Here is a 25552-nt window from a genome sequence, read left to right on the forward strand (position 1 = left end):
CCCACCCACTAGTGACATCATCGAATTCAGTGCGTACGCTCCTGAATATGGATATGCACACTGTGGTGGTGGGGACGTCCGGAGTGACCGCGTCCGACGTACTCGCCGTGGCGCGCGGCGGCGCCCGGATCGAGCTCTCCGAAGAGGCGGTGGCGGCCCTCGCCGCGGCCCGCGAGATCGTGGACGCGCTGGCCGCCAAGCCGGAGCCGGTCTACGGCGTCTCCACCGGGTTCGGCGCCCTCGCGAGCCGGCACATCAGCCCGGAGCTGCGCGCCCAGCTGCAGCGCAACATCGTCCGCTCGCACGCCGCCGGCATGGGCCCGCGCGTGGAGCGCGAGGTCGTCCGCGCGCTGATGTTCCTGCGGCTCAAGACCGTCTGCTCCGGGCACACCGGTGTGCGGCCCGAGGTCGCCCAGACCATGGCCGACATCCTCAACGCCCGGATCACCCCGGTCGTCCACGAGTACGGCTCGCTCGGCTGCTCCGGCGACCTGGCCCCGCTCTCCCACTGCGCGCTGACGCTGATGGGCGAGGGCGACGCCGAGGGTCCCGACGGTGTCGTACGGCCCGCGGGCGAGCTGCTCGCCGAGGCCGGCATCACCCCCGTCGAGCTGCGGGAGAAGGAGGGCCTCGCCCTTCTCAACGGCACCGACGGCATGCTCGGCATGCTGGTCATGGCCCTCGCCGACCTGGAGACGCTCTACAAGTCGGCCGACGTCACCGCCGCGCTCTCCCTCGAAGCACTCCTCGGCACGGACAAGGTGCTCGCCCCCGAGCTGCACGCCATCCGCCCGCACCCGGGACAGAGCGCCAGCGCCGCCAACATGCTGGCCGTGCTGAAGGGCTCGGAGCTCACCGGCCACCACCAGGACGGCGCCCCGCGCGTCCAGGACGCGTACTCCGTGCGCTGCGCCCCGCAGGTCGCGGGCGCCGGACGCGACACCCTCGCGCACGCCCGGCTCGTCGCCGAGCGCGAGCTCGCCTCCGCCGTGGACAACCCGGTCGTGCTGCCCGACGGCCGCGTCGAGTCGAACGGCAACTTCCACGGCGCCCCGGTCGCCTACGTCCTCGACTTCCTCGCCATCGCCGCCGCCGACCTCGGCTCGATCGCCGAGCGCCGCACCGACCGGCTGCTCGACAAGAACCGCTCGCACGGTCTGCCGCCGTTCCTCGCGGACGACGCGGGCGTCGACTCGGGCCTGATGATCGCCCAGTACACCCAGGCGGCGCTGGTGAGCGAGATGAAGCGCCTCGCCGTACCGGCGTCCGCGGACTCCATCCCCTCCTCCGCCATGCAGGAGGACCACGTCTCCATGGGCTGGTCGGCCGCGCGCAAGCTGCGCACCGCGGTGGACAACCTGACCCGTATCGTCGCGATCGAGCTGTACGCGGCCACCCGCGCGATCGAACTGCGCGAGGGGCTGACCCCGGCCCCCGCCTCGCAGGCCGTCATCGAGGCCGTCCGCGCGGCCGGCGTCCAGGGCCCGGGCCCCGACCGCTTCCTCGCCCCGGACCTGGAGGCGGCGGACGCGTTCGTGCGCGGCGGCCGGGTGGTGGCGGCGGTGGAGCCGGTGACCGGACCGCTGGCCTGACCGGAGCGCCTTCGGGCCGCCACTGTCACAGGGGCGGCCCGAGGTGTGCTACTGTCTCATTGATACGTTTTTGGTACCCATTTACTTTGTGCGCCTGATCGGAATCCTCCGCAGGCGCGTTTTGTTTTACCGGCATCTCCGGCTTTTCCCGGTGCATCTCCGGATTGGGGCCCTACCTATTCAGGAGAAAAACATGGCAACTGGCACCGTGAAGTGGTTCAACTCGGAAAAGGGCTTCGGCTTCATCGAGCAGGACGGCGGCGGCCCCGACGTCTTCGCCCACTACTCCAACATCGCCAGCTCCGGATTCCGTGAGCTGCTGGAGGGCCAGAAGGTCTCGTTCGACGTCGCGCAGGGCCAGAAGGGCCTGCAGGCGGAGAACATCATCCCCGCCTGATTTCGGGGACGCGCTTTTCCAGAGCCGGGGCCCGCACCTTCGGGGTGCGGGTCCCGGCTCGTGCTGTGAGTGCTTGTCAGTTGCGAGCGCTGTGCGTGCAGTCCGTGGGGCCCAGGAAGGAAATCCAGATCCAGCATGACTCGATCCGAACGTCCCGTCCGTAAGCGGCCGGCAAACGCACGAGGTGGCGCCCAGACCGGCGGCTTCGCGAAGGGCGCGGGCCGCGGCGGCGGCCGTGGCACGGGTAAGGGCCCGGTCCGCAAGGCCGTGGCGCCGCAGGAGTTCTCCCTGCCCGAGACCATCACCCCGGCGCTGCCCGCCGTCGACTCCTTCGACGCGCTCGACATGCCGGCGGCCCTCACCAAGACCCTCGCCGCGCAGGGCGTCACCGAGCCCTTCCCGATCCAGGGCGCGACGCTGCCCAACTCCCTCGCCGGACGCGACGTCCTCGGCCGTGGCCGCACCGGCTCCGGCAAGACGCTCGCCTTCGGACTCGCCCTGCTGGCCCGTACGGCGGGTCGCCGGGCGGAGTCGAAGGCACCGCTCGCGCTCGTCCTCGTCCCCACGCGCGAACTCGCCCAGCAGGTCGACGACGCGCTCACGCCGTACGCCACCGCGGTCAACCTGCGCGTGGCCACGGCCGTCGGCGGGATGTCGATCGGCCGGCAGGCCGGCACGCTGCGGCGCGGCGCCGAGGTGCTCGTGGCCACCCCCGGGCGGCTCAAGGACCTCATCGAGCGCGGCGACTGCGTCCTCGACCAGGTCGCGATCACGGTCCTCGACGAGGCCGACCAGATGGCCGACATGGGCTTCATGCCGCAGGTCACCGCGCTGCTCAAGCAGGTCGAGCCGGGCGGTCAGCGACTGCTCTTCTCGGCCACGCTCGACAAGAACATCGACCGGCTCGTGAAGATGTTCCTCACGGACCCCGTGGTGCACTCCGTCGACCCCTCGGCGGGTGCGGTGACCACCATGGAGCACCACGTGCTCCACGTCGCCGACGAGACCGACAAGAAGGCCGTCGCCCTGCGGATCGCGGCACGCGACGGCCGGGTGATCCTCTTCGTCGACACCAAGCGCGGCGCCGACCGGTTCACCAAGCGGCTGCTCGCGAGCGGCGTCCGGGCGTCCGCGCTGCACGGCGGGCGCAGCCAGCCGCAGCGCAACCGCACCCTGGACCAGTTCAAGAACGGTCAGGTCACCGCGCTCGTCGCCACCAACGTCGCGGCGCGCGGCATCCACATCGACGACCTCGACCTCGTGGTCAACGTCGACCCGCCGACCGACCACAAGGACTACCTGCACCGCGGCGGACGCACCGCCCGGGCCGGTGAGTCCGGCAGCGTCGTCACCCTCGTACTGCCCGAGCAGCGGCGGGAGATGACGCGGCTGATGGCCGACGCCGGCATCACCCCGCGCACGGCGCGGATCGCGTCCAGCGACGAGGAGCTCGCCCGCCTCACCGGCGCCCGTGAGCCGTCCGGCGTCCCGGTCGTCATCGAGGTGCCGCAGCAGCCTGAGCAGCCGAAGAAGCGGTCACGGCCGCGCGTCGGAGGCGGCGCGAGGCGTCCGGCCGGAACGGGTGCGGGCGCGGGTTCGGAGTCGCAGGGCCGTCAGCCGCGGCGTGCCGCCGGCGGTACGGCCAGTGGCGGCACGGGTGGCGGTACTGGGGGTGCGGGTCGCTCCGGCGGTCGTGGGCGTGCTCCGCAGCAGCGGCGTACGGAGCGTGGCGGGCAGGGCGGCGGGCGGCGCGCTGCGTAGCCCGGTTTGTATCTGCGGGTTCGGTGGGGGCTGGTCGCGCAGTTCCCCGCGCCCCTAGGGAGCGCCCCAAGGCGCGCTCCCTAGGGGCCCGGAACTTCTCAGTAGTCGAAGTTGCCCAGGAAGCCCGGGTCGATCTTGTCGAGTTCCAGGCCGGTGCCTCGGTGGAGGTCCATGAGATCCGACATGTGGACGGCACGGCGGCGGGCCGCGGGAAGGTCGCGGCGGTTGGCGGCCGTCCACAGGACCGGGTCGAAGGTGATCCCGTGGGACCCCGACATGGGCCCCGTCTCGGCGCGCCAGCCGGGCCAGCGCAGGGTGTCGTAGAACTGCTCTATGCCGCCTTCGTCCAGGAGCCAGCTGAGCCAGTCCGCGTGGCCCACGCCGAGCGCGTCCCAGCGCAGCGAGTCCGGCGCGAAGTACAGCACCTCGCCGGGACCGCCGGGGCGGTTCAGCTGCGCGGGGTCGGGTCCGTTGACCACGAAGACGCCGCCGAGGATGTCATGGGCGATGACGAGCCCGCCCTCCGGCCGCCATGCCGGGTCGAACCGCTCGGGGAGGTCGTTGATCTCGGCGAAGCTCGGCGTCCCCGGAGGCGCGTCGTCGTCGGGGCTGCCGTAGATGCGCAGCCAGCCGCTGTCCAGCAGTACCCCGCCGCAGTTGAGCACGAAGGAGCCGAGCGAGGAGCGCGCGGTGGCTTGCAGTTGCAGCAGGGATCCACGGGCCTGCGCCGGGTCCACCGGCAGCACGTCCATGGACACCCTGCTGTTGGAGATCGCCTCGGAGAGGAGCGGCCATGCCGGCTCCTCGACATCAGTCAGCTCGGTCAGGTCTCGCATGGGTATCCCGTGGGTTCCGGGCCGGAGCGGAGCGCTCAGAAGGCCGCCGTGCGCTCCCGGCGCACCGAGTAGGTCACAAAGCCGGCGCCGAGGCCCAGGAAGAGGGTTCCGCCGACGACGTACGGCGTCGTGTCGACGCTTCCGGTGTCGGCGAGCAGGGTCCCGCTGTCCTGCGCCCCGGTGGTGTCGGAGCCCGTGTCGTTCGCTCCGGCGTCGCTCGCGTCGGCGGCGCCCGGCTGGGTGCCGCCCGACTCGGTGGATGCCTGCAGCGCGGTTCTCGACGTGGTGTTCGTCGACATATTGCTGTGCTGAGCAGGCTTTTCCGGGGTCGCGTTGGCGGACGGGACGAACCACAGGGCCCCCAGAAGGGTTCCCGCTGCGGTGGCGGTCAGCAACGAGCGACGAGCGGCGGACACGTAATATCGATCCCCTTGTGGCGCTGGCGAATTGGCCGTGTGGGCCGATGCTAATGAAAGGCGCGGGTCGTGGGAAAGTCGCGGGAGCCACGGGCCGTACGCTCCGTCCCATGAGTACTCCTGAGACATCACGATTTGTCCGGCTTCGCGTGGAGCTGGTGTTGGAAGTCGACGACGCGGACGCCGTCACCAAGGCCGCGTTGCGCCGCATCGCGGACGACTCCGGCATGCCGGCCGACGAGCGGACCCACGCCGAGAACGCAGTGACGGAAGACACTGCCGAGGCCCTGGCCTATCTCGTAGACCCGTTCGACCTGGTCAGCGAGGTGCCCGGGGTCGACCTCGCCCAGGCCTCCTGGAGCAGCGAGCCGATCGACTACGACCCCGATTCGCCGGAATGGGACCTCGACGAGGATGATGGCGACGAGGATGACGACGAGGAAGTCGGAGTCGGCTGACGCCTCTTGGGGAAAACGTGACCCCGGGTGGCAACCGCTGCCCGGGGTTTTGTCGTCTCCGACGACGCACCGACCACCTCCGCACCAGAATTCGGTCCGGCTGTCGGTACCACTCGATCGGGGTCCGTCGACTCGGGTCGATTCGGTTGACGCCGTGGACCGAGGTGGTGTTACCCACGCCTCAGAAGTGTATGGAATGGGACGAACCGGTCGTAGCGTTGAGTGTTCGAACGGGGCTCATGTGGTTCCAGGTGATTCGGCGACGATGGAGAAGCGTGTGATGACGGACAGTAAGCGGCGCAGGGGTCTGACGGCCGCGTCCGCACTGCTCGGCGGAGTGCTGGTGCTCTCTGCGTGCAGCAGCGGGGACGGCAGCAAGGCCAGCGCCTCGGACGGCGAGACCTCGCAGGCCCAGGCCGATGCGGCGGCGGCCAAGAAGAGCTCTCAGGCCCAGATCAAGATCACGCCCGCTGACGGTTCCGACAACGCCTCCATCAACAACGCCGCGGCGGTCACCGTGAGCAAGGGCACGCTCACGGCCGTCACCATGACGACCGAGTCGGGCACGCCGGTGTCCGGTCAGATATCCGCCGACAAGAAGAGCTGGAAGCCCGCCTCCCCGCTCGACCGCGCCACCACGTACAAGGTGGCCGCCGAAGCCACCGACTCCGCCGGCCTCGTCGCCCACGAGAACGCCTCGTTCACCACGGTCTCCCCGGCGAACAGCTTCATAGGCAACTTCACGCCTGAGGACGGTTCCACCGTCGGCGTCGGCATGCCGGTCTCGATCAACTTCAACAAGGCGATCACGAACAAGGCCGCCGTGCAGAAGGGGATCACCGTCTCCTCCAGCAGCGGCCAGGAGGTCGTCGGCCACTGGTTCAACGCCAACCGCCTCGACTTCCGTCCCGAGAACTACTGGACCGGCGGCTCCACCGTCACCCTCAAGCTCAACCTGGACGGCGTCCAGGGCGCGAGCGGTGTCTACGGCGTGCAGCAGAAGACGGTCACCTTCAAGATCGGCCGCAACCAGGTCTCGATCGTCGACGCCCAGAGCAAGACCATGAAGGTCACGCAGGACGGCAAGACGATCAAGACGATCCCGATCTCCTCGGGATCCCCGGAGCACAAGACGTACCAGGGCCAGATGGTGATCTCCGAGAAGTTCAAGGAGACCCGGATGAACGGCTCGACGGTCGGCTTCACGAAGACCGACGGCAAGGGCGAGTACGACATCAAGGACGTGCCGCACGCCATGCGTCTGTCGAGCTCCGGCACCTTCATCCACGGCAACTACTGGGGCGCGAAGTCCATCTTCGGCGCGGTGAACACCAGCCACGGCTGTGTGGGTCTGTCCGACACCAAGGGTGCGGGCGACCCGAACACGCCCGCGGCCTGGTTCTACGACCACTCGCTGATCGGTGACGTCGTGGTCGTCAAGAACACCGGCGACAAGACCATCGCCCCGGACAACGGCCTCAACGGCTGGAACCTGAGCTGGTCCGCCTGGAAGGCCGGCTCGGCCGTCTAGTCGCGCCGCAATCCCTCGTTCGCCGATGGCGGCGGTGGCCCGCACGGGTCGCCGCCGCCATCGGCGTTCTCACAGCCTTCAGGGACCGCCCACAGGTGAACTTCCGGGCTGCCACAGCCTTCTCATCCTTCTCTTATGCGGGGCTTATCGCGCCATCACGCGCCGTACCTAGCTTTCCGCCATGTTCTTCACCTACCTGAGGCGCGAACTGCGCCGCCGCAGGAAGGCGGCGCTCGTCGTCGCCTCCGGACTCGCCCTGGGCATCGCCCTGGTCATCGTGGTCAGCTCCGTGTCGTCCGGCATGGAGAAGGCGCAGGGCAAGGTCCTCCAGTCGCTGTACGGACTGGGTACGGACATGACCGTCACCAAGGCGGCGGCGCCGGCGACGAGCACCAGCCAGCGTCCGCGCTTCAACTTCGACGCGAACGACAACGGCTCCACCAAGGAGCAGAGCAGCGACCGCGTCATGGTGCAGGGCTTCCAGACCCTGGCCGCCTCCACGGTCACCAAGGTCGACTCCCAGAAGGGCGTCGCGGACTCCGTCGGCGGACTGAGCCTCCAGGTCATCAGGATCAACGGCCAGTTCACGCGGGGTCAGTTCCAGCAGAACCAGAACAGCGGCACCGGCCAGGGGGGCGGGCGCCCGAACGCCCAGCAGTCCCCGCAGGGTCGTGTCGAGGGCGGCGGCGCCAACTTCGACGTCAACAACTACTCGGTGTACGGCACCGACGTCACCAAGCCCGCCCTCGGCCCGCTGACCTCCTCGAAGATCACCAGCGGTCGTACGTTCCAGACGTCCGAGACCGATGCCAAGGTGGTCGTCGCCGACGTCTCGTACGCCAAGGAGAAGAAGCTCAAGGTCGGTTCCACCGTCACCATCAAGAGCGTCAAGTACAAGGTCATCGGCATCGCCACGCCCGACAGCGGTGACGCGGCGGCCAACCTCTACATCCCGCTCAAGCAGGCGCAGACGCTCAGCGGCTCCAAGGACAAGGTCACCACGATCTACGTCAAGGCGTCGGACTCGCAGCAGATCTCCAGCGTGAAGAGCACCATCCAGAAGAACATCTCGGGGACGACGGTCACCACCTCCGCCGACCTCGCGTCCACCGTCTCCGGCTCCCTCTCCACCGCCTCCAGCCTCGCGTCGAACGTCGGCAAGTGGCTGTCCATCGCGGTGCTCGTGGCCGCGTTCCTGGTCGCCGGCCTGCTCACCTCCTCCGCCGTCTCCCGGCGCGTGCGCGAGTTCGGCACCCTCAAGGCGCTCGGCTGGAAGTCGGGCCGGGTGACCCGGCAGGTCGTCGGCGAGGCCATGGTCAACGGTCTGGTCGGCGGCGCCCTCGGTATCGCGATCGGCCTCGCGGGCGCCTACGTCGTCACCGAGATCAGCCCCACCCTGCAGGCGCAGGTGGGCGGTTCGGGCGGCGGCGGAGGCCAGGGCGGCCCCGGCGGCGGGGGCGGCTTCGGCGGTCCCGGCCGGCAGGCCGCGGCCAAGGCCCTCGACGTCGCGCTCACCGCGCCCGTCAGCCTCGGCACCATCGTCGGCGCGGTGGCCCTCGCCATCACCGGTGGTCTGATCGCCGGCGCCTTCGGCGGCTGGCGCGCCTCCCGACTCCGCCCCGCGGACGCCCTGCGCCGCGTCGAATAGGCCCAGCCCCTCTCAGGGGGGTGCCCCGAAATCGCCCACTGCTGCTCGCCGTACCGGGCACCCCCTTCACCTCACCCAGGAGTTGCACCATGTACGAACTCAGAGGCGTCACCAAGCGCTATACCCGGGGCAAGGAGACGGTCGACGCGCTCGCCGGGGTCGACCTGACCATCGCGGACGGCGACCGGCTCGTCATCCAGGGCCCCACCGGTGGCGGAAAATCCACCCTTCTCCAGATGCTCGGCGGTCTCGACCGGCCCACGGAGGGCAGCGTCGAACTCGACGGCACGGACATGGCCAAACTGTCCGAGGTGAAACTCACCAAAGTACGCAGCGAGAACATCGGATTCGTCTTTCAGAGCTTCAACCTGATTCCCACGCTCACCGCACAGGAAAACGTGGAGACCGCCCTCGTACCCCTCGGTGTGAAGGCGAAGGAACGGCGGCAACGGGCCGCCGACGCGCTGGAGTCGGTGGGACTCGCCGAGCGGCTCGGGCATCTGCCCGCCGAGCTCTCCGGTGGCCAGCAGCAGCGTGTCGCGATCGCCCGCGCCCTGGTCAAGCAGCCGAAGGTGCTGCTCGCCGACGAGCCCACCGGCAACCTCGACGAGTCCATGCGCGACGAGATCATGGAGGTGCTCGAGGCCATGTGGAAGGAGCACGGGCTCACTTTCATCATGGTGACGCACGATTCCTCGATCGCGAAGAAGGCCCCGCGCCTCGCGACGATTCGCAAGGGGAAGATCTCCGTCAAGGAAAACGCGGGTGCTTAAAGAAGCGCAAAAGGAGCGTGCGGGGCCTTAGCGGAACAACTCCGTCAACTCTTCACCCTCACCCCGCTATTGAGGGGACGATCACCTCCCGGGCATACTTTCGTATTCCGGGGGGTGTACGTGCATGCGTACGAGGCTTCCCCCGACCGGATGAACGGGGATTCGTCCGGACCTGATCTCCAGGGGGAGACTTGCGCAGACAAGTGAAGAGAGCGTGCGCTGCGAGCGTCGCCGTAGCGGCGTCCGTGGCGCTGGCGGCGGGAATGACCAGCCCGGCGTCGGCGCGGGCGGAGCAGCGCACGGGGGGTGTCTCCGCGGCGGGGAAAGCCGCCGGGATCACGGCCAAGCACCGCATCACCCTGATCACCGGTGACCGGGTGGTCGTCGACGCCAAGGGGCGCGTCGTCGGCTTCGAACGGGCCAAGGGCCGTGAGCACGTACCCGTGCAGATCCGCAAGGCCGACGGCCACACCCTGGTGGTGCCGGCCGACGCGCAGGCGTTGATAGCCGACGGCAAGCTCGACCGCCGGCTGTTCGATGTCACCGAGCTCAACAAGGCGGCGGTCCGCAAGTCCCAGCAGCGGGGCCTGAAGGTGATCGTCGGCTACCGGGGAGCCGCGGCGGCCGCCAAGGCCGAGGTCCGCGACGCCGGCACGCTCCGCAGGAGCCTGAAGGCCCTGAACGCGGACGCGGTGCAGACGCCGCAGCGGGACGCGGCCGAGCTGTGGTCCGCGGTCACCGACGACGGGAAGACGGCCTCCGGCATCGCGCACGTCTGGCTGGACGGCGTCCGCAAGGCGAGCCTCGACAAGTCCGTGCCGCAGATCGGCGCCCCCACGGCATGGGCGGCCGGATACGACGGCAAGGGCGTCAAGATCGCCGTCCTGGACACCGGCGTCGACGCGAGCCACCCGGACCTCAAGACCCAGGTGATCGAGTCCAAGAACTTCTCCACCGCCGCCGACGCCACCGACCACTTCGGCCACGGCACCCACGTCGCGTCCATCGCGGCGGGCACCGGCGCCAAGTCGGGCGGCACGTACAAAGGTGTCGCGCCCGGCGCGAAGATCCTCAACGGCAAGGTCCTCGACGACACCGGCAGCGGCGACGACTCGGGCATCCTCGCGGGCATGGAGTGGGCGGCCGAGCAGGGCGCCGACATCGTGAACCTGAGCCTGGGCGGCCAGGACACCCCCGACATCGACCCGTTGGAGGCCGAGGTCAACAAACTCTCGGCCGAGAAGGGCATCCTCTTCGCGATCGCGGCGGGCAACGAGGGCCCCGAGTCGATCGGCTCCCCCGGCAGCGCGGACGCCGCGCTCACCGTCGGCGCCGTCGACGGCAACGACAAGCTGGCGGACTTCTCCAGCACCGGCCCGCGCGTCGGCGACAGCGCCATCAAGCCGGACGTCACCGCGCCCGGCGTGGACATCACGGCGGCGGCGGCCCCGGGCAGTCTCATCGACCAGGAGGTCGGCGAGAAGCCCGCGGGCTACCTGACCATTTCCGGTACGTCGATGGCGACCCCGCATGTCGCGGGCGCCGCGGCCATCCTCAAGCAGGAACACCCGGACTGGACGTACACCGAGCTCAAGAGTGCGCTGACGGGCTCCGCGAAGGGCGGCAATTACACGCCGTTCCAGCAGGGGTCGGGCCGGATCGCCGTCGACAGGGCGATCAAGCAGACCGTGATCGCCGACCCGTCCTCGGTGAGCTTCGGCGTCGCGCAGTGGCCGCACACCGACGACACGGCGACGACCAAGCAGCTGACGTACCGCAACCTGGGTACGAAGGACGTCACCCTGACCCTGGCGATCTCCGCGACCAACCCCAAGGGCCAGACGGCTCCGGCGGGCTTCTTCGCGCTCGGCGCCAAGACGGTCACCGTCCCGGCCGGCGGCAAGGCCTCCGTCGACGTCACCACGAACACGAAGCTCGGGGGCACCCTCGACGGCGCGTACTCGGCGTACGTGACGGCGAGCGGCGGCGGCCAGGCCGTGCGCACGGCCGTCGCGGTCGAGCGCGAGGTGGAGTCGTACGACGTCACCTTCAAGTACGTCAACCGACCCGGTGAGACGCCCACCCACCTCACCGACCTGGCGGGCTACTCCGGCGTCGGCGAGACCCGGGACTACACGTCGCAGAGCACGGCCGACACCGCGACCCTGCGCGTCCCCAAGGGCAAGTACGTGCTCAACTCCCTCTTCGTGAAGGACCTGGTCCAGGCGAAGGGCGGGGTCGACTGGCTGATCCAGCCCCGGCTGAGCGTCACCGGGAACACCACGGTGACCCTCGACGCCCGTACCGCCAAGGGCGCCGACATCACGGTGCCGGACGCGGGGGCGAAGCCGCTGTCGGCACTCGTCAACTACTTCGACGACACCACCGGCATCGGCATCGGCATCGGCCTGGCCTCCTTCCAGGACGTGCGCGTGGCGCACGTCGGCGCGGCGGTCTCCTCCGGCCTCTTCCAGAGCTGGTCCGGACAGTGGACCAAGGGTGCGGGCACCGAGTACGACACCTTCACCGGCACCAGGACCACCAAGCTCCAGGGCGCGCACGTCAAGCACTACAAGGCGAGCGAGCTGGCCAAGGTGAAGGCGAACCTCGGGGCTGCGGCCTCCGGCAAGACGGGCGCGGTCACCGCGTACGGCTTCCTGCCCGACGACGACAGCATGAGCGTCGGGGTCCCCCAGACGCTGCCGGCCTCGCGCACGCTGTACGTGTCGACCGGTGAGAAGGTCCAGTGGGCGTTCGACCTCGAGCAGGACGCGGGCGTCGACGCCACCGGGACCCCGATCATCGAGGCCTACTACACGGACGACTACCCGCAGACCCTCCTGGCGGGCAAGAGCTACACGAGGACGTACAACACGGCCGTCTTCGGTCCGAAGATCAACGCGGACTACGGCGTCTTCCGGGACGGCAACAGCATCTCGGGCTACCTGCCGCTGTTCGCCGACGGGAGCGGTCACCCCGGCTCCTCGCTGTACACCTCCGTGACGACGACGCTGTACCGCAACGGCGCGAAGATCGCCTCGAACGACGACCCGCTCGTCGGGATGAAGGAGTTCAAGGTCCCGGCCGCCGAGGCCACCTACAAGCTCACGACCTCGGTCAAGCGCACGGTGAAGGTCGCCGCGGCCTCCACGCGGATCGACGCCAGCTGGACCTTCAAGTCCAAGAAGGCCGACTTCACGAAGCTGCCCACCTCCACGGTCCGCTTCAACGCCACCACCGGCCTCGACAGCCGTGTCGCGGCCGGCAAGACGGTCACGATCCCGGTCTCCGTGCAGGGCTCGGCCGCGGGCAGGAACCTCAAGTCGCTGTACGTCTACGTCTCGTACGACTACGGCCAGACCTGGAAGATGCTCAAGGTCAAGAACGGCAAGATCACCGTCAAGAACCCGGCGAAGGGGAAGGGCATCTCCTTCCACGCGAAGATCACCGACAAGCAGGGCAACAAGTCGACGGTCTCGATCTACAACGCGTACTACGGAAAGTGATCCCGTAGCGCGGCCACGTGAAGTGTGCCGATAGCGAACGGCCCGTCGGAAGAGCAGCTTCCGGCGGGCCGTCCGTGTTTCCGTGGGCACCATGACCAACCAGACCGTGGAGTACGTCCGGTATCGCATTCCCGAGGAGAAGTCCGCGGAGTTCCTGGCCGCCTACACGCGGGCCGCGGGCCAGCTCGCCGCGTCGCCGAGTTGCGTGGACTACGAGCTGGCGCGCTGCGAGGAGGACTTCGAGCACTTCGTCCTGCGCATCACCTGGACCTCGACCGAGGACCACGTCGAGGGATTCCGGAAGTCGGAGCTGTTCCCCGCCTTCCTCGCCGAGATCCGGCCCTACATCCCCTACATCGAGGAGATGCGCCACTACACGCCGACGGCGGTACGGGGCCCGGGCGCGTCGGTCCCCACCCTCTACGCCTGGGCCGGGGGCGCCGAGGCCTTCGCCCGCCTCACCGAGGTCTTCTACGACAAGGTCCTCAAGGACGACGTCCTCGCACCGGTCTTCTCCGGCCTCGCCCCCGAACACGCCGCCCACGTCGCCCTCTGGCTCGGCGAGGTCTTCGGCGGGCCGCCCGCCTACTCCGAGGCCCAGGGCGGCCATGGCCACATGGTCGCCAAACACCTCGGCAAGAACATCACCGAGGTGCAGCGACGCCGGTGGGTCAACCTGCTCCAGGACGCCGCGGACGACGCGGGCCTGCCCACGGACGCCGAGTTCCGCTCCGCCTTCCTCGCCTACGCGGAATGGGGCACGCGGCTGGCCGTCCACTTCTCCGCCCCCGACGCGACCCCTCCGGGCGACCAACCGGTACCGAGGTGGACATGGGGAGCGGCCCCGCCGTACCAGCCCTGACGCCGGATTTCCCTCGCCCCCGCCGCCCCTACCCGTCCCATCCCGTTCCTGGGGGCTCTGCCCCCAGACCCCCGATCGGCCTGAACGGCCTCGTCCTGAAACGCCGGACGGGCTGAAGGCGCGGGCCGAGGTTTTCAGGGGCGCGGGGAACTGCGCGACCAGCCCCCGCCGACCCGCACACGAGGCACTTCGGGCGGCTGGGGATCTGGGGCGGAGCCCCGGTCCGAGGGGCGCGGCCCGGGCTACCGGGGCGTCGTCGTGCCCGCGCGGGTCGCGTCCGTGCCCCAGCTGGCCAGCAGACGCAGTGCCTCCGCCGAGGCGGACCCCGGCTCCGCGTGGTAAGTGACCAGTGACTGCTCGCTGTCGTCGGGCAGCCGGAACGACTCGTACTGGAGGGAGAGATCACCCACCAGCGGATGCCGCATCCGCTTCACCCCGTGGCTCTTCTCCTTGACGTCGTGCGTGGCCCACAGCCGCCGGAAGTCCTCGCTCTTCACGGACAGCTCCCCGACCAGCGTCGACAGCCGGGGATCGTCCGGGTGACAGCCCGCGTCCATGCGCAGCATGCAGACGATGTCGATCGCCTTCTGCTCCCAGTCCACGTACAGGTCGCGGTACTCGGGCTTCAGGAACACCAGCCGCGCCCAGTTCCGCTCATGCGGCGCCAGCTCCGACCAGTCACCGAACACGGCCGCCGCCATCCGGTTCCACACCAGGATGTCCGTGCGCCGCCCACCGATGTACGCGGGGATGCCGTCCATCGAGTCCAGCAGTTGCCGCAGCGCGCCCCGTACCTGCTGCGGCCGTGCCGGCTGCTTCTTCTTGTGCGCCTTGGGCTTCGCGAGGTGCGTGAGATGCGCGTGCTCGGCGTCCGTCAGCCGCAGGGCGCGGGCGATCGCGTCGAGCACCTCCGCCGACACGTTCCGTCCGTTGCCCTGTTCCAGGCGCGTGTAGTACGCCACGGACACCCCGGCCAGCTGCGCCAGCTCCTCGCGCCGCAGCCCGGGCACCCGGCGGTGCCGGCCGAAGTCGGGCAGCCCCACGTCCTCCGGCTTCAGCCGGGCCCGGCGGGTGCGCAGAAACTCGCTGAGCTCGGCACGCCGGTCCAGGGGCGGGGAGGGCTGTTCGTCCATACGTCCAGTATTCACGGTCGTACGCCGGTGACCCTGCCCCCGCCAGTAGTAGGACCAGCGGACGTACGCAAAGCCGTGACCTGGGTGAAGGCTCTCCGCCGGGGCAGGCTGTACAGCGTGCCCGACCGAAGGCAGCCGGGCACAGGACATACCACTCCTTAGGAGAACCCCCGGCATGACCACTGTTGCTGCGTACGCCGCTCCCGCCGCCAAGGCTCCGCTGGAGCGCACCACCATCGAGCGCCGCCCGGTCGGTGAGTTCGACGTCCTGATCGACATCAAGTTCGCCGGTATCTGCCACTCGGACATCCACCAGGCCCGGGAGGGCTGGGGCGAGGCGATCTTCCCGATGGTGCCGGGTCACGAGATCGCCGGCATCGTCTCCGAGGTCGGCTCCGGTGTCACCAAGTTCAAGGTCGGCGACCGCGTGGGCGTCGGCTGTCTCGTCGACTCCTGCCGCGAGTGCGACAACTGCAAGGCCGGCCTGGAGCAGTACTGCACCGGAGGCGGCGTCGGCACCTACAACGCCCTCGACAAGAACGGCGAGCCGACCTACGGCGGCTACTCCGAGAAGATCGTCGTCGACGAGAACTACACCGTCCGTATCCCCGACGGCATCTCCCTCGACGTGGCCGCGCCGCTGCTCTGCGCCGGCATCACCACGTACTCCCCGCTCAAGCACTGGAACGCCGGCCCCGGCAAGAAGGTCGCGATCCTCGGCATGGGCGGCCTCGGCCACATGGGCGTCAAGATCGCGGACGCGCTCGGTGCCGAGGTGACCGTCCTGTCGCAGTCCCTGCGCAAGAAGGACGACGGGCTGAAGCTGGGCGCCGACCACTACTACGCCACCAGCGACCCGAAGACCTTCGAGGAACTGCGCGGCACCTTCGACCTGATCCTGTCGACCGTGTCCGCCCCGCTGGACCTGGACGCCTACCTGTCCCTGCTGAAGACGGACGGCGCCTTCGTGAACGTGGGCGCCCCGGAGGAGCCCGTCAAGCTCAACCTCTTCTCCGTGATCGGCGGTCGCAAGACCCTCGCCGGTTCCGGTATCGGCGGCATCCAGGAGACCCAGGAGATGCTGGACTTCTGCGCCGAGCACGGCTTCGGTGCCGAGATCGAGCTGATCAGCGCGTCCGAGATCAACGACGCCTACGAGCGGGTGCTGGCGAGCGACGTCCGCTACCGCTTCGTGATCGACACCGCCACCATCTAGTCGCGGACGGCGTTCGGAGGGCGCCGACCGGTCGTACGACCGGTCGGCGCCCTCGGTGTTCCACCGTACGTACAGCGATCCCGTCAGCGGCGGCCCGACCTGCCCAACAGCCAGAGCAGATAGGGGCCGCCCACCAAGGATGTGAGCGCCCCGACCGGGATCTCCAGCGGCGGCACCAGCGTGCGGGCCACCAGGTCGGCGCCGACCACGATCAGCGCGCCCGTCAGGGCGGAGGCGGCGAGGGGGAGTTGCGAGGTGCGCGTGAGGCGGCGGGCCAGTTGGGGGCCGGTGAGGGCGACGAAGCCGATCGGGCCCGCCGCGCCGGTCGCGACCGCGGCGAGCACCACCCCGAGCACGGTCAGGCCGAGCTGGCTGCGCTGCACGCGGACGCCGAGCGCGGCGGCCGTCTCGGCGTCCAGACCGAGCGGGCGCAGCGCTCGGCCCGCCCACACCAGGGCGGGCAGCGAGAGGAGGAGGACCCGGGCGAGGGGCCCCGCCTGCTCCCAGCCGCGCCCGTTCAGACTGCCCGTCAGCCACAGCTTGACCTGTTCGGCGGCGGCCAGTTCGCTGTCGGTGAGGTAGAGCTGGACGACGGCGGAGAGGGCGACACCGATGCCCACCCCCGTCAGGACGAACCGGCTCGGCTGCATTCCGTGCCGCCAGGCCAGTACGTACACCAGGGCGGCGGCGGCGAGTCCGCCGGTGACGGCGACGGCCGGCAGCGCGCCGGGGGAGGCGACGGTTCCGGTGGCCAGCGCCAGTACGGTCGCGGCGGCGGCCCCGTGCCCGACGCCGATGACGTCCGGGCTGGCCAGCGGGTTGCGCGTCACGGTCTGTACGAGCGCCCCGGAGAGCCCGAGCGCCGCCCCGACCAGCGCGCCGAGCACGATCCGCGGTACCCGCAGTTCGCTGACGACCAGGTCGTAGGGGCCGCCGTGGCCGCGCAGCACCCGCCAGACCTCGCCCGGCGGGACATACGTCTGCCCGACGCAGGCCGCGAGCAGCATCACGCCCGCGAGGAGCAGGAGGAGGACGGTGACGACGACGGCGGCGCGCCGGTGCACCAGGAGGGAGAGGCGCCGGTGGCGGAGCACGGAGAGCCCGGCCGAGTGCGGGTACGTGGTGCGGCTCGCGGTGGGCTCGGTGGGTGTCGTGGGTGCTGTGGTCACGAGGCCATGCCCTTGCGTCGGACGAGTATGACCAGGACCGGCACGCCGACCAGCGCGGTCATCACCCCGGCCGGCACTTCCGCCGGGGCGCGTACCACCCGGCCCGCCACGTCCGCGGCGAGCAGCAGGGCGGCGCCGAGGAGCGCCGAGAGGGGAAGGGTCCAGCGGTGGCCGCCGTTGACCAGTCGGCGGGCGAGGTGGGGGACCGCGAGGCCGATGAAGGCGATGGGGCCCGCGGCGGCGACCGCGGCCGCGGTGAGCACGGTCGCGCCGAGCGCCGCACAGCCCCGTACGAGTGTGACCCGGTGGCCGAGTGCCCGTGCGGTGTCGTCGCCGAGCGCGAGCGCGTCCAGGCCCCGGGCGCAGGCCAGCACGAGCAGCGCACCGGCGGCGAGGAAGGGCAGCATGCGCCCCACCGTTGCCGCGTCGCGCCCGCTGAGCGCGCCCACCTGCCAGAACCGGAACTGGTCCAGCGTGGCCGAACTCGATGTGAGGACCACGGTCGTGGCTCCCGCCGTCATCGCCGACAGGGCGGTGCCGGCGAGCGCCAGCTTCACCGGGGAGGCGCCGCCGCGTCCGCGCGAGGCGATGGCGTACACGACGCAGGCGGCGAGGACCGCGCCGGTGAAGGCGTACCAGACGTACCCGTCGAAGCCGTTCGCCCAGCCGAGCGCGATGGCGAACACGACACCGGCCGCCGCGCCCTGACTGAGCCCGAGGATGCCGGGGTCGGCGAGCGGATTGCGGGTGACCGCCTGGAGTGCCGCCCCCGAGAGTCCGAGGGCGGCACCGGCGGTCAGTCCGATCGCGGTCCGCGGCACCCGCAGCGACCGTACGACCAGAGCGTCCGGTGAACTCCCGCCGTGCACCAGCGCGTCGAGGACGGCGGACAGCGGGACGGGGCGGGTGCCGACGGCGAGGCTGAGGGCGGCGGCGGTGACGGCGAGGAGGAGGGCCACACCCAGCCAGGTCGCACGCTGCGCGCCCGTCGGGGCGGACGTGGGGCGTGTGACGGACGTGGGACCGGTCACTTGCCGAGGGTGTCCGCGAGCTGTCGTACGACGAGCCGGGCGGCGGTGGGGCCGGCGTTGAGGTACCAGGGGTCGTCGTCGACCTTCACCGCGTGCCCGGCCTTGACCGCCTTCATCGACTTCCACAGGGGCCCGGCGAGCACGCTGCCCGCGTCGGTCCTGGAGGCGTCGCCCTGAACGGAGTAGAAGATCCAGTCCCCGTCCGCGACATCGATGCTCTCCGCCCCGATGTCCTGCGAAATCGCCTTGAACTGTTGCGACTTGGGCCGGGAGAGCCCCATGTCGGCGGCGATGGAGCCGGTGAAGGACGACACGCCGAACATCCGCGTCCGGTCCGGCGTGAACCGCACCATGGACACGGCGGGATCGCCGAGCTGCTTGCCCCGCGTGGCGGCGTCGCTGACGATGCCGTCGAGCAGTTCCTGCGCCTTGTCTCCCTTGCCGACCGCGTCACCGACGAGGAGCAGATCCCGCTTCCAGTTGATGCCGTTGCCGGCCGTCACGACGGTGGGCGCGATCTTCGACAGCTTCGGGTAGAGGTCGCCGAGCGAGTCGTTGATCAGGATCAGATCGGGCTTGGCGGCGGCGAGCGTCTCCAGGTTGGGCGCGGTGCGGGTCCCCGCGTCGGTCATGGCCGACAACTGCTTCTTGTACGCGGGGAAGGCGTCCTTCAGATAGTCCGGCGCCGGCCCGGCGTTGTCCGCGCGGGTCGTCACGGTCGGCACGATGCCCAGGGTCAGCAGGTCGTCCAACTGTCCGGTGCTGAGCGCGGCGATCTTCTTGGGCGCGCTCCTGATCTCCGTCCTGCCCTCGAAGTGCCCGACGGTCCGGGGGAATTCGCCGTCCTTGGCGCTGCCCGCGCCCATCCCGGCGGCGACGGCGCTGGGGGCGACGGAGGGGCCCTCGGAGGCCCCGCTCACCAGATTGCGGTCGCCGCTCGAGGTGTTCTTGCTCTGCGAGGAGCCGTTGTCCCCGTCCCCGCTCCCGGACGAACATCCGGCCAGCAGACCGCCGACGATGGCAACGGCCAGGACGGCCCTCGACCCCAAGGTGCGCACGAAAATACTCCGATCAATCGCGATGAGGTAAGCCTAACCTTAGTCTCTGTTTCGGGGTGACGGGGTCTGCTCCGATGGGGGACACGCCGTGCCGGGTTCGAGGACATATCAGCGTAAAACGTGTGTTATTCATTCATGCACTCACCTACGCGGCGCACCGTGCTCGGTGCCTCGATCGCGGCCGCCGGCTCGGGACTCCTGGCCGGCTGCTCCGGGTCCGACTCTCCCTCCGGACCTGGCTCGCACCCCGGCCCCGGCGAGCACCAGGGGAGCGGCCACGGCGGCAGACCCTTCGTCCCCAGGGGGCCCAAGGGGTACGTGAACCCGTCCGATCCCGAGGTCCTCGCCGTCGAGAGGAAACGCGGGTCCGGCCCCGTTCGCTCGTTCAGGCTCACGGCCGCCGAGACCACCCTCGACCTGGGTGGACGGACCGTCAGGTCATGGGCGTACGGCGACTCGCTGCCCGGCAGGGAGGTGCGGATCAAGTCGGGCGACATCCTCGATCTCAACCTGACCAACCATCTGCCCGTGTCCACGACACTGCACTCGCACGGTGTCCGCATGCGCTGCGACATGGACGGAGTACCCGGCCTGACCCAGCACCCCATCAGGCCCGGCGACGACTTCAACTACCGCTTCGCCGTGGACCACCCGGGCACGTACTGGCTGCACTCGCACTCGGGGCTGCAGCTCGACCGCGGCCTGTACGCCCCGCTGATCGTCGAGGACCCCAGGGAGCCGTTGTCCTACGACAAGGAGTGGGTCGTCATCCTGGACGACTGGGTGGACGGCGTGGCCGGCTCCACCCCGGACGGGGTGCTCGCACAGCTGCTCGACGGCAAGGGCATGGCGACGGGCATGGGCATGGGTGAGGACGACGAACCCGGGGGCAAGGCCCATGACAAGGCCGCCCACGAGAAGCCCCACGGCCCCTCCCGCGTCCTGCGGAACTCCCACAGCCGCATCCTGCACAGCGAGGGAGGCAGCGTCGACTACCCGTTCTACCTGGTCAACGGCCGTCTCCCGAAGGCTCCTTCGGTTTTCCGGGCCCGCAAGGGGGACCGCATCCGGCTGCGGATCATCAACGCCGGCGCCGAAACGGCCTTCCGGGTGGCGCTGGGCGGCCACGAGATGACCATCACGCACACGGACGGCTACCCCGTCGAGCACACGCAGACGGACGCGCTGCTGCTCGGCATGGCCGAACGCTACGACGTGCTGATCACCGCCAAGGACGGGGTGTTCCCGCTGGTCGCGCTCGCCGAGGGCAAGAACGCCAGGGCCCTGGCCGTCCTGCGCACCGGCAGTGGGGACATTCCCCGCCCCTCCGTGCACCCGGACGAACTCGACGGCAAGCTCGTCCCGGCCAGACGCCTTGTGCCGGACGACTCGGTGGCCCTCACCGACGACGAACCGGACCGCGAGCTGCGCATCAGGCTGACCGGCGGGATGAAGAAGTTCGACTGGGCCTTCGACCACCGGCCGTACTCCGTCGAGCAACGCCACCCGGTCAGCTACGGCGAACGGATCCGCCTGACCCTCATCAACGCCACCGACATGTGGCACCCCATGCACCTGCACGGCCACACCTTCGCCCTCACCGGCTTCGGCGTGGTCGGCGCCCGCAAGGACACCGCCCACGTGGTGCCGCACCACAAACTCGTCGTCGACTTCTACGCCGACAACCCGGGCCTGTGGATGCTCCACTGCCACAACCAGTACCACTCGGAGTCCGGCATGATGACGATCCTCGGCTATCGGAAGTGAGGCCCACCAGCCACCGACGGTTTGACACCTGATCATGCGAAACCCCGCTCGGGGAGGGAGACGCGGTGGCCGCGCGGGCCGCCGAAGTCGATCGGCGCGTCGAAGCGCTCGGCGAGGACCGGGGCGAGGTGCCCGAGCGGCAGGTGCCTCCCCCGCCCCGAGCCGCGGGCGGGCCCGCCCGCCCACCGCGTCCTCCGTGCATCAGCCGCGGCGCTGCCACCAGCGGCGCATCGGCTCGGGTGTCGGAGGAAGCGGTTCGGCCGAAGGCCGGGGGAGGGGATGAACACCGCTGCGCCGACGCACCCTTGACGCAGTCGGCCGACCCGACGGACGCCGCCATCGCCGGTACGCGCGGCCTCGCCGACCACGACGGCCTGCTCCCGGGCACCTCTCCCGGCAGCGACGTCGTGGCCCAGGCGTAGCTTGGGACGGCCGGGACGACCGGGTGACCCGGGCGTTGTTCCGGGCGGGCACTCTGGGGGAGAGCGGATGAACGGCTGGGGTCGGCGCGGGGAAAGAGTTCGGGCAGGCCGTCCGGCGGTCATGGTCGTCGTTCTCGTGGCCGCGGGCATCGGGCTGACCTGGTTCGCCGCAACGCATTTCGCCTACGCCACGGGCCTGGCCGGCACCCCGGGGCATCTCCGGGTCGAAGCGTGCGCCTGGGAACACGTCGGGGGCCACCGGTATCCCCACTGCAGTGGCATCTTCCGCTCCTCCGACGGCACCGTCGTCGACCCGAACGCCTCGATCGGCAAGAACCTGCCCGTCGGCGACACGGTCGCGTTGCAGCGGGTGGCCTCCGGCGGATACGAGCAGACGGGCACCGCGTCCTCGTTCGGGTGGCTGGCGATTTCCCTGCTCGGCCTGATGGTGCTGCTACTGGGGATTCTGGTCGTCTGCGGCAAGGGCGGTGCGCGTCGAGCACCGCGCGGGCTGCTGGTGCTGCTCGGTGTGCTGGGCGCCTTGATGCTGCTCAGCGCGTTCATCGGCGGAGTGGCGGGAATGACCGAGGTGTTCTGAGGGCCGCCCGCATCGTGCGGCCGGTCGGTGTGCGGTCGACGTATTCCTCAATCCCCACCTCCTGAATCCTCACCGTGCGGACGACGTGCACGGGGGATACGCTTTTGACGGCAAGGTCAGGTTCGCCGGGCGGTTTTGCAGACGCCGAGGCCTCATTCGCGATGATCGATTCTTCCTGCGGAAACCTGCCGACTCCTTTCTTCGAAGAAGGCGTGCCTCGTGCTTCGGACGCCGTGGGAGTGCTGCCTCAGGACCCGCGGCTTCGCGGTCCCTGCAATGGAGGTCGGGATGAGAGTTGTCGTTGATCTTTCCCGGTGCCAGGGGTATGCGCAGTGCGCGTTCCTGGCTCCCGACGCGTTCCGGATGCACGGCGAGGAAGCGCTGATGTACTCCTCGAACCCCGACGACGCCCAGCGACAACAGGTGTTGCGCGCCGCGGCGGCCTGCCCCCTCCAGGCCATTCTGGTCGACCAGCTTGAGGGCCGGGACGCGCCGGTGGGGACGTCGCCGTCATGAGCACTGCCGACACCCTGCAGGGGTTCAAGCGCGACGGCCGCGTCGTGATCGTCGGGGCGTCACTGGCGGGACTGCGCGCCGCGGAGGCCCTGCGCGACGAGGGGTTCACCGGGAAGCTGACCATGATCGGTGACGAGCTGGGGGAGCCCTACGACCGCCCCCCGCTGTCCAAGCAGGTACTGACCGGATGGGTACCGGCCGACGGCACCACCCTGCCACGGCGTCGTGACATCGACGCGGAGTGGCTCCTGGGCGTCCCCGCCGACGGACTGGACCTGGCGAACAACCATGTGCGGCTCGCCGACGGCCGCACGGTCCCCTTCGACCGCATGCTGATCTCCACCGGCGTACGGGCCCGGCCCTGGCCCGTCGAGGCCGAGGCGGCCCTGGACGGAGTCTTCGTGGTCCGCACGCGCGAGGACGCGGCCGGCCTGCAGCGGGCGGTCGCCGCCGGGCCCTCCCGCGTACTGATCATCGGCGCGGGCTTCACCGGCTCCGAGATCGCCTCCGTCTGCCGCGAGCGCGACATCCCGGTGACCGTCGCCGAACTCGCGCCGTCCCCACTCGTCGGGGGACTCGGCGCCATGATCGGCGAGATCGCGGCGGACATGCAGCGCGCCCACGGCGTCGACCTGCGCTGCGGTGTCAAGGTCACCCAGCTGGAGGGCGACGCGCAGGGGCGGGTTCGCCGCGCCCACTTCTCCGACGGCAGTACGGTCGACGCCGACGTGGTGGTGGTCGCGCTCGGGGGCATCCGCAACACCGAGTGGCTGCGCGACTCGGGACTGGCGGTGGGCGTATGGGGAGTCGCTTGCGACGCGGGCTGCCGCGCCTTCGACCTCAACGGCCTGGTCACCGACGACATCTTCGTCGCCGGAGACGTGGCACGCAGCCCCAACCCGATGTACGAGTACCGGTTCATCTCGCTGGAGCACTGGGCCAACGCCGTGGAGCAGGCCGAGATCGCGGCGCACAACATGGTCAGCGCCCAGGCGAACCGCTGGCCGCACCTGTCCATCCCGACGTTCTGGTCGATCCAGTTCGGCGTCAACATCAAGTCCGTCGGTGTACCGACCTACGCCGACGAGGTCGTCGTCACCCAGGGATCCGTGGCCGACCACCGCTTTGTCGCCGCATACGGGTATCAGGGCCGCGTCACCGCCGCCGTCAGCTTCAACAACGCGAAGTGGCTGGACCACTACCGGCAGCTGATCGAGAGGGCCGCGCCCTTCCCGCCCCCCTGCCCCACGCCCGACCAGCCCCTCGACGCCAAACCGGTGCCCGTCGACTTCCCCGGCCCCACGCTGCTCGCCCAGGGCGCCACGGTGGTCGTCACCGGCCATGACCCCGGCGAGCGGCGCGTCACCGCCATGCGGCAGCACCGCTAGGAGGGAACAGGCAGGACGGAACAGGAGGGAAAGCGACATGACCACGACCGAGACGCCCGACATCCTGCCCCGGATCCTCGACTACGCGAACCGGGCCGACCCGTACCCGCTCTACGCCGAGCTGCGCAAGACGCCGGTGGCCCTGCAGGAGGACGGCAGCTACGTCATCAGCACCTACCGCGAACTCAGCGGCATCCTGCACGACCCGCACCTGAGCTCCGACGTCCGCAACCTGACACATCCGATGCCCGCGATGCAGGAACGCGCCACACCGTCGTTCATCAACCTCGACCCGCCCGAGCACGACCGTCTGCGGCGCCTGGCGATGCGTCACTTCGGCCCCCCGCACACCCCGGGCCTCGTGACCGGCATGGAACCCGACCTGACCGCCATCGTCGCCGGTCTGATCGACGACTTCGCGGGCAAGCAGCGGATCGACATCGTCGACGACTTCGCCTATCCGTTCCCCGTCACCGTGATCTGCCACCTGCTCGGTGTGCCGCGCGAGGACGAACCACGGTTCCACGTGTGGGTGAACGCCATCATCGACTCGATCGACTTCAACCCCAAGACCGACCCGCAGGAGAAACTGGACAACGGCGTACAGGCCACCAAAGACCTGCGCCACTACCTCGGCGGGCTGCTGGAACAACGCCACGGCCACCCCGGCGACGACCTCCTGACACGGCTGGCCAACGACGACGGGCCCGACGGGCGGATGACCGACGCCGAGATCGTCAGCACCGCCAACCTGCTGCTCATCGCGGGCCACGAGACCACCGTCAACCTCATCACCAACGGCATGCTGACGCTGCTGCGCCGCCCTGACGTGCTGCAACGTCTGCGCGCCGAACCGGACCTGGTCGTACCGCTGGTCGAGGAACTGCTGCGCTACGAGCCCCCCGTGCACATCATTCCGTGGCGGGCGGCGTACAGCGACATCTCCGTCGGCGACACCGTCATCCCCAAGGGCTCGAAGATCATGCTCATGCTCGCCTCGGGCAGTCGCGACCCGGAGCGCTTCCACGATCCCGACCGCTTCGACCCCGACCGCCGGGACAACCAGCACCTGGGTTTCGGCAGTGGCATCCACCTGTGCTTCGGCGGCCCGATGGCCCGACTGGAAACCCAGATCGCCCTGACCGCACTCGTACGCCGTCTGGCCGACCCCACCCTGGTGACCGATCCACCCCCGTACCGCCCCAGCCCCGTCCTGCGCGGCCCCATCCACCTGCTCGTCGACCAGAACTGACACCGCGTTCGAGCACCGACACGGCGCTCGAGCCCGGCAGGTGGCTGCTCGTGTCGCCCCTCAGCGGTCCGGCGACCGTCCGTTAGGCTCGCCCCGTCCCACAGGTCCCGATCTTCACGGAGGGCAACACGGCGGGGATCAACCGAGAGCGCCTCGTCAGAACGCTGACCTTCTGGCTGCGTCCCGCCTTCGCGTTGCGGGTCATCAACCGGTTTCAGAAGA

General features: G+C 70.0%; 21 protein-coding genes. 15 read left to right on the forward strand and 6 right to left on the reverse strand.

The genetic code is table 11. From position 1 onward, the window contains the following. Positions 1–53 precede the first annotated feature (53 nt). The 3 genes from hutH to FNV62_RS31835 all read left to right on the forward strand — a co-directional run bounded on the left by hutH (position 54) and on the right by FNV62_RS31835 (position 3750). Entirely contained in the window at positions 54–1592 is a 1539-nt protein-coding gene (gene hutH / locus FNV62_RS31825) for a histidine ammonia-lyase (protein WP_097286017.1), read from the forward strand. Positions 1593–1785: 193 nt separating this feature from the next. Further along, the gene (locus FNV62_RS31830) at positions 1786–1989 is read left to right on the forward strand and encodes a cold-shock protein (RefSeq protein ID WP_028803001.1); all 204 of its coding nucleotides are present in this window, start codon (positions 1786–1788) and stop codon (positions 1987–1989) included. A gap of 135 nt (positions 1990–2124) precedes the next feature. Then, a complete protein-coding gene (locus FNV62_RS31835; RefSeq protein WP_143609083.1) occupies positions 2125–3750 on the forward strand; it encodes a DEAD/DEAH box helicase in 1626 nt (541 codons plus the stop codon). 98 nt (positions 3751–3848) lie between these two features. On the opposite strand, the gene FNV62_RS31840 is transcribed toward FNV62_RS31835, so the two are convergent. Continuing rightward, positions 3849–4586 (reverse strand): DUF2625 family protein, encoded by a 738-nt coding sequence (locus tag FNV62_RS31840; protein ID WP_143609084.1) that lies wholly within the window; start codon positions 4584–4586, stop codon positions 3849–3851. Positions 4587–4621: 35 nt separating this feature from the next. Next, complete coding sequence (locus FNV62_RS31845; protein ID WP_399222847.1) at positions 4622–5002, reverse strand: cell wall protein; 381 nt, start codon at positions 5000–5002, stop codon at positions 4622–4624. Positions 5003–5151: 149 nt separating this feature from the next. Between FNV62_RS31845 and FNV62_RS31850 the strand changes: the two genes are divergently transcribed. The 6 genes from FNV62_RS31850 (at position 5152) to FNV62_RS31875 (ending at position 13780) form a co-directional block, all read left to right on the forward strand. Further along, complete coding sequence (locus FNV62_RS31850) at positions 5152–5460, forward strand: hypothetical protein (RefSeq protein ID WP_225900445.1); 309 nt, start codon at positions 5152–5154, stop codon at positions 5458–5460. A gap of 265 nt (positions 5461–5725) precedes the next feature. Next, positions 5726–6991: a L,D-transpeptidase gene (locus FNV62_RS31855; RefSeq protein ID WP_097286020.1), complete on the forward strand. Its 1266-nt coding sequence runs from the start codon at positions 5726–5728 to the stop codon at positions 6989–6991. A gap of 181 nt (positions 6992–7172) precedes the next feature. Beyond that, entirely contained in the window at positions 7173–8639 is a 1467-nt protein-coding gene (locus FNV62_RS31860; RefSeq protein WP_054234748.1) for an ABC transporter permease, read from the forward strand. An 89-nt stretch (positions 8640–8728) separates the two neighbouring features. Continuing rightward, positions 8729–9412 carry an ABC transporter ATP-binding protein gene (locus FNV62_RS31865; protein WP_143627915.1) on the forward strand — a complete coding sequence of 228 codons (684 nt, stop codon included), beginning with the start codon at positions 8729–8731 and terminating at the stop codon, positions 9410–9412. A gap of 263 nt (positions 9413–9675) precedes the next feature. Further along, a complete protein-coding gene (locus FNV62_RS31870; protein ID WP_143627917.1) occupies positions 9676–12918 on the forward strand; it encodes a S8 family peptidase in 3243 nt (1080 codons plus the stop codon). A gap of 91 nt (positions 12919–13009) precedes the next feature. Beyond that, on the forward strand, positions 13010–13780 hold the full coding sequence (locus tag FNV62_RS31875) for a group II truncated hemoglobin (RefSeq protein WP_143602749.1): 771 nt from the start codon (positions 13010–13012) through the stop codon (positions 13778–13780). Positions 13781–14022: 242 nt separating this feature from the next. Here FNV62_RS31875 and FNV62_RS31880 read toward each other — a convergent pair whose 3' ends face one another. Then, positions 14023–14913: a helix-turn-helix domain-containing protein gene (locus FNV62_RS31880; RefSeq protein WP_054234751.1), complete on the reverse strand. Its 891-nt coding sequence runs from the start codon at positions 14911–14913 to the stop codon at positions 14023–14025. A gap of 175 nt (positions 14914–15088) precedes the next feature. Between FNV62_RS31880 and FNV62_RS31885 the strand changes: the two genes are divergently transcribed. Further along, a complete protein-coding gene (locus FNV62_RS31885) occupies positions 15089–16129 on the forward strand; it encodes an NAD(P)-dependent alcohol dehydrogenase (protein WP_054234752.1) in 1041 nt (346 codons plus the stop codon). Between the two features lie 83 nt (positions 16130–16212). Here FNV62_RS31885 and FNV62_RS31890 read toward each other — a convergent pair whose 3' ends face one another. The 3 genes from FNV62_RS31890 to FNV62_RS31900 are packed head-to-tail and all read right to left on the reverse strand — an operon-like array spanning position 16213 to position 19387. Continuing rightward, positions 16213–17298, reverse strand: coding sequence for a FecCD family ABC transporter permease (locus FNV62_RS31890; RefSeq protein WP_143627919.1), 1086 nt, complete (start codon positions 17296–17298; stop codon positions 16213–16215). Further along, positions 17295–18329, reverse strand: a complete 1035-nt coding sequence (locus tag FNV62_RS31895; protein WP_164331795.1) for a FecCD family ABC transporter permease — start codon at positions 18327–18329, stop codon at positions 17295–17297. The genes FNV62_RS31890 and FNV62_RS31895 overlap by 4 nt, the downstream gene beginning before the upstream one ends. Further along, entirely contained in the window at positions 18326–19387 is a 1062-nt protein-coding gene (locus FNV62_RS31900) for an iron-siderophore ABC transporter substrate-binding protein (protein WP_143627921.1), read from the reverse strand. The genes FNV62_RS31895 and FNV62_RS31900 overlap by 4 nt, the downstream gene beginning before the upstream one ends. Positions 19388–19522: 135 nt before the next feature. On the opposite strand from FNV62_RS31900, the gene FNV62_RS31905 reads away from it, so the two are divergent. The 5 genes from FNV62_RS31905 (at position 19523) to FNV62_RS31925 (ending at position 25330) form a co-directional block, all read left to right on the forward strand. Further along, positions 19523–21154, forward strand: a complete 1632-nt coding sequence (locus tag FNV62_RS31905) for a multicopper oxidase family protein (protein WP_060899003.1) — start codon at positions 19523–19525, stop codon at positions 21152–21154. Positions 21155–21697: 543 nt separating this feature from the next. Further along, complete coding sequence (locus tag FNV62_RS31910; protein WP_097286025.1) at positions 21698–22174, forward strand: hypothetical protein; 477 nt, start codon at positions 21698–21700, stop codon at positions 22172–22174. A gap of 288 nt (positions 22175–22462) precedes the next feature. Beyond that, positions 22463–22690: a ferredoxin gene (locus tag FNV62_RS31915; protein WP_054234805.1), complete on the forward strand. Its 228-nt coding sequence runs from the start codon at positions 22463–22465 to the stop codon at positions 22688–22690. Continuing rightward, positions 22687–24078, forward strand: coding sequence for an NAD(P)/FAD-dependent oxidoreductase (locus tag FNV62_RS31920; protein ID WP_060899005.1), 1392 nt, complete (start codon positions 22687–22689; stop codon positions 24076–24078). Before FNV62_RS31915 ends, FNV62_RS31920 begins: the two co-directional genes overlap by 4 nt. Positions 24079–24115: 37 nt before the next feature. Beyond that, a complete protein-coding gene (locus FNV62_RS31925; RefSeq protein WP_054234757.1) occupies positions 24116–25330 on the forward strand; it encodes a cytochrome P450 in 1215 nt (404 codons plus the stop codon). Positions 25331–25552 lie beyond the last annotated feature (222 nt).

This window comes from Streptomyces sp. RLB3-17 (assembly GCF_007113425.2).
Lineage (GTDB): Bacteria > Actinomycetota > Actinomycetes > Streptomycetales > Streptomycetaceae > Streptomyces > Streptomyces mirabilis_D.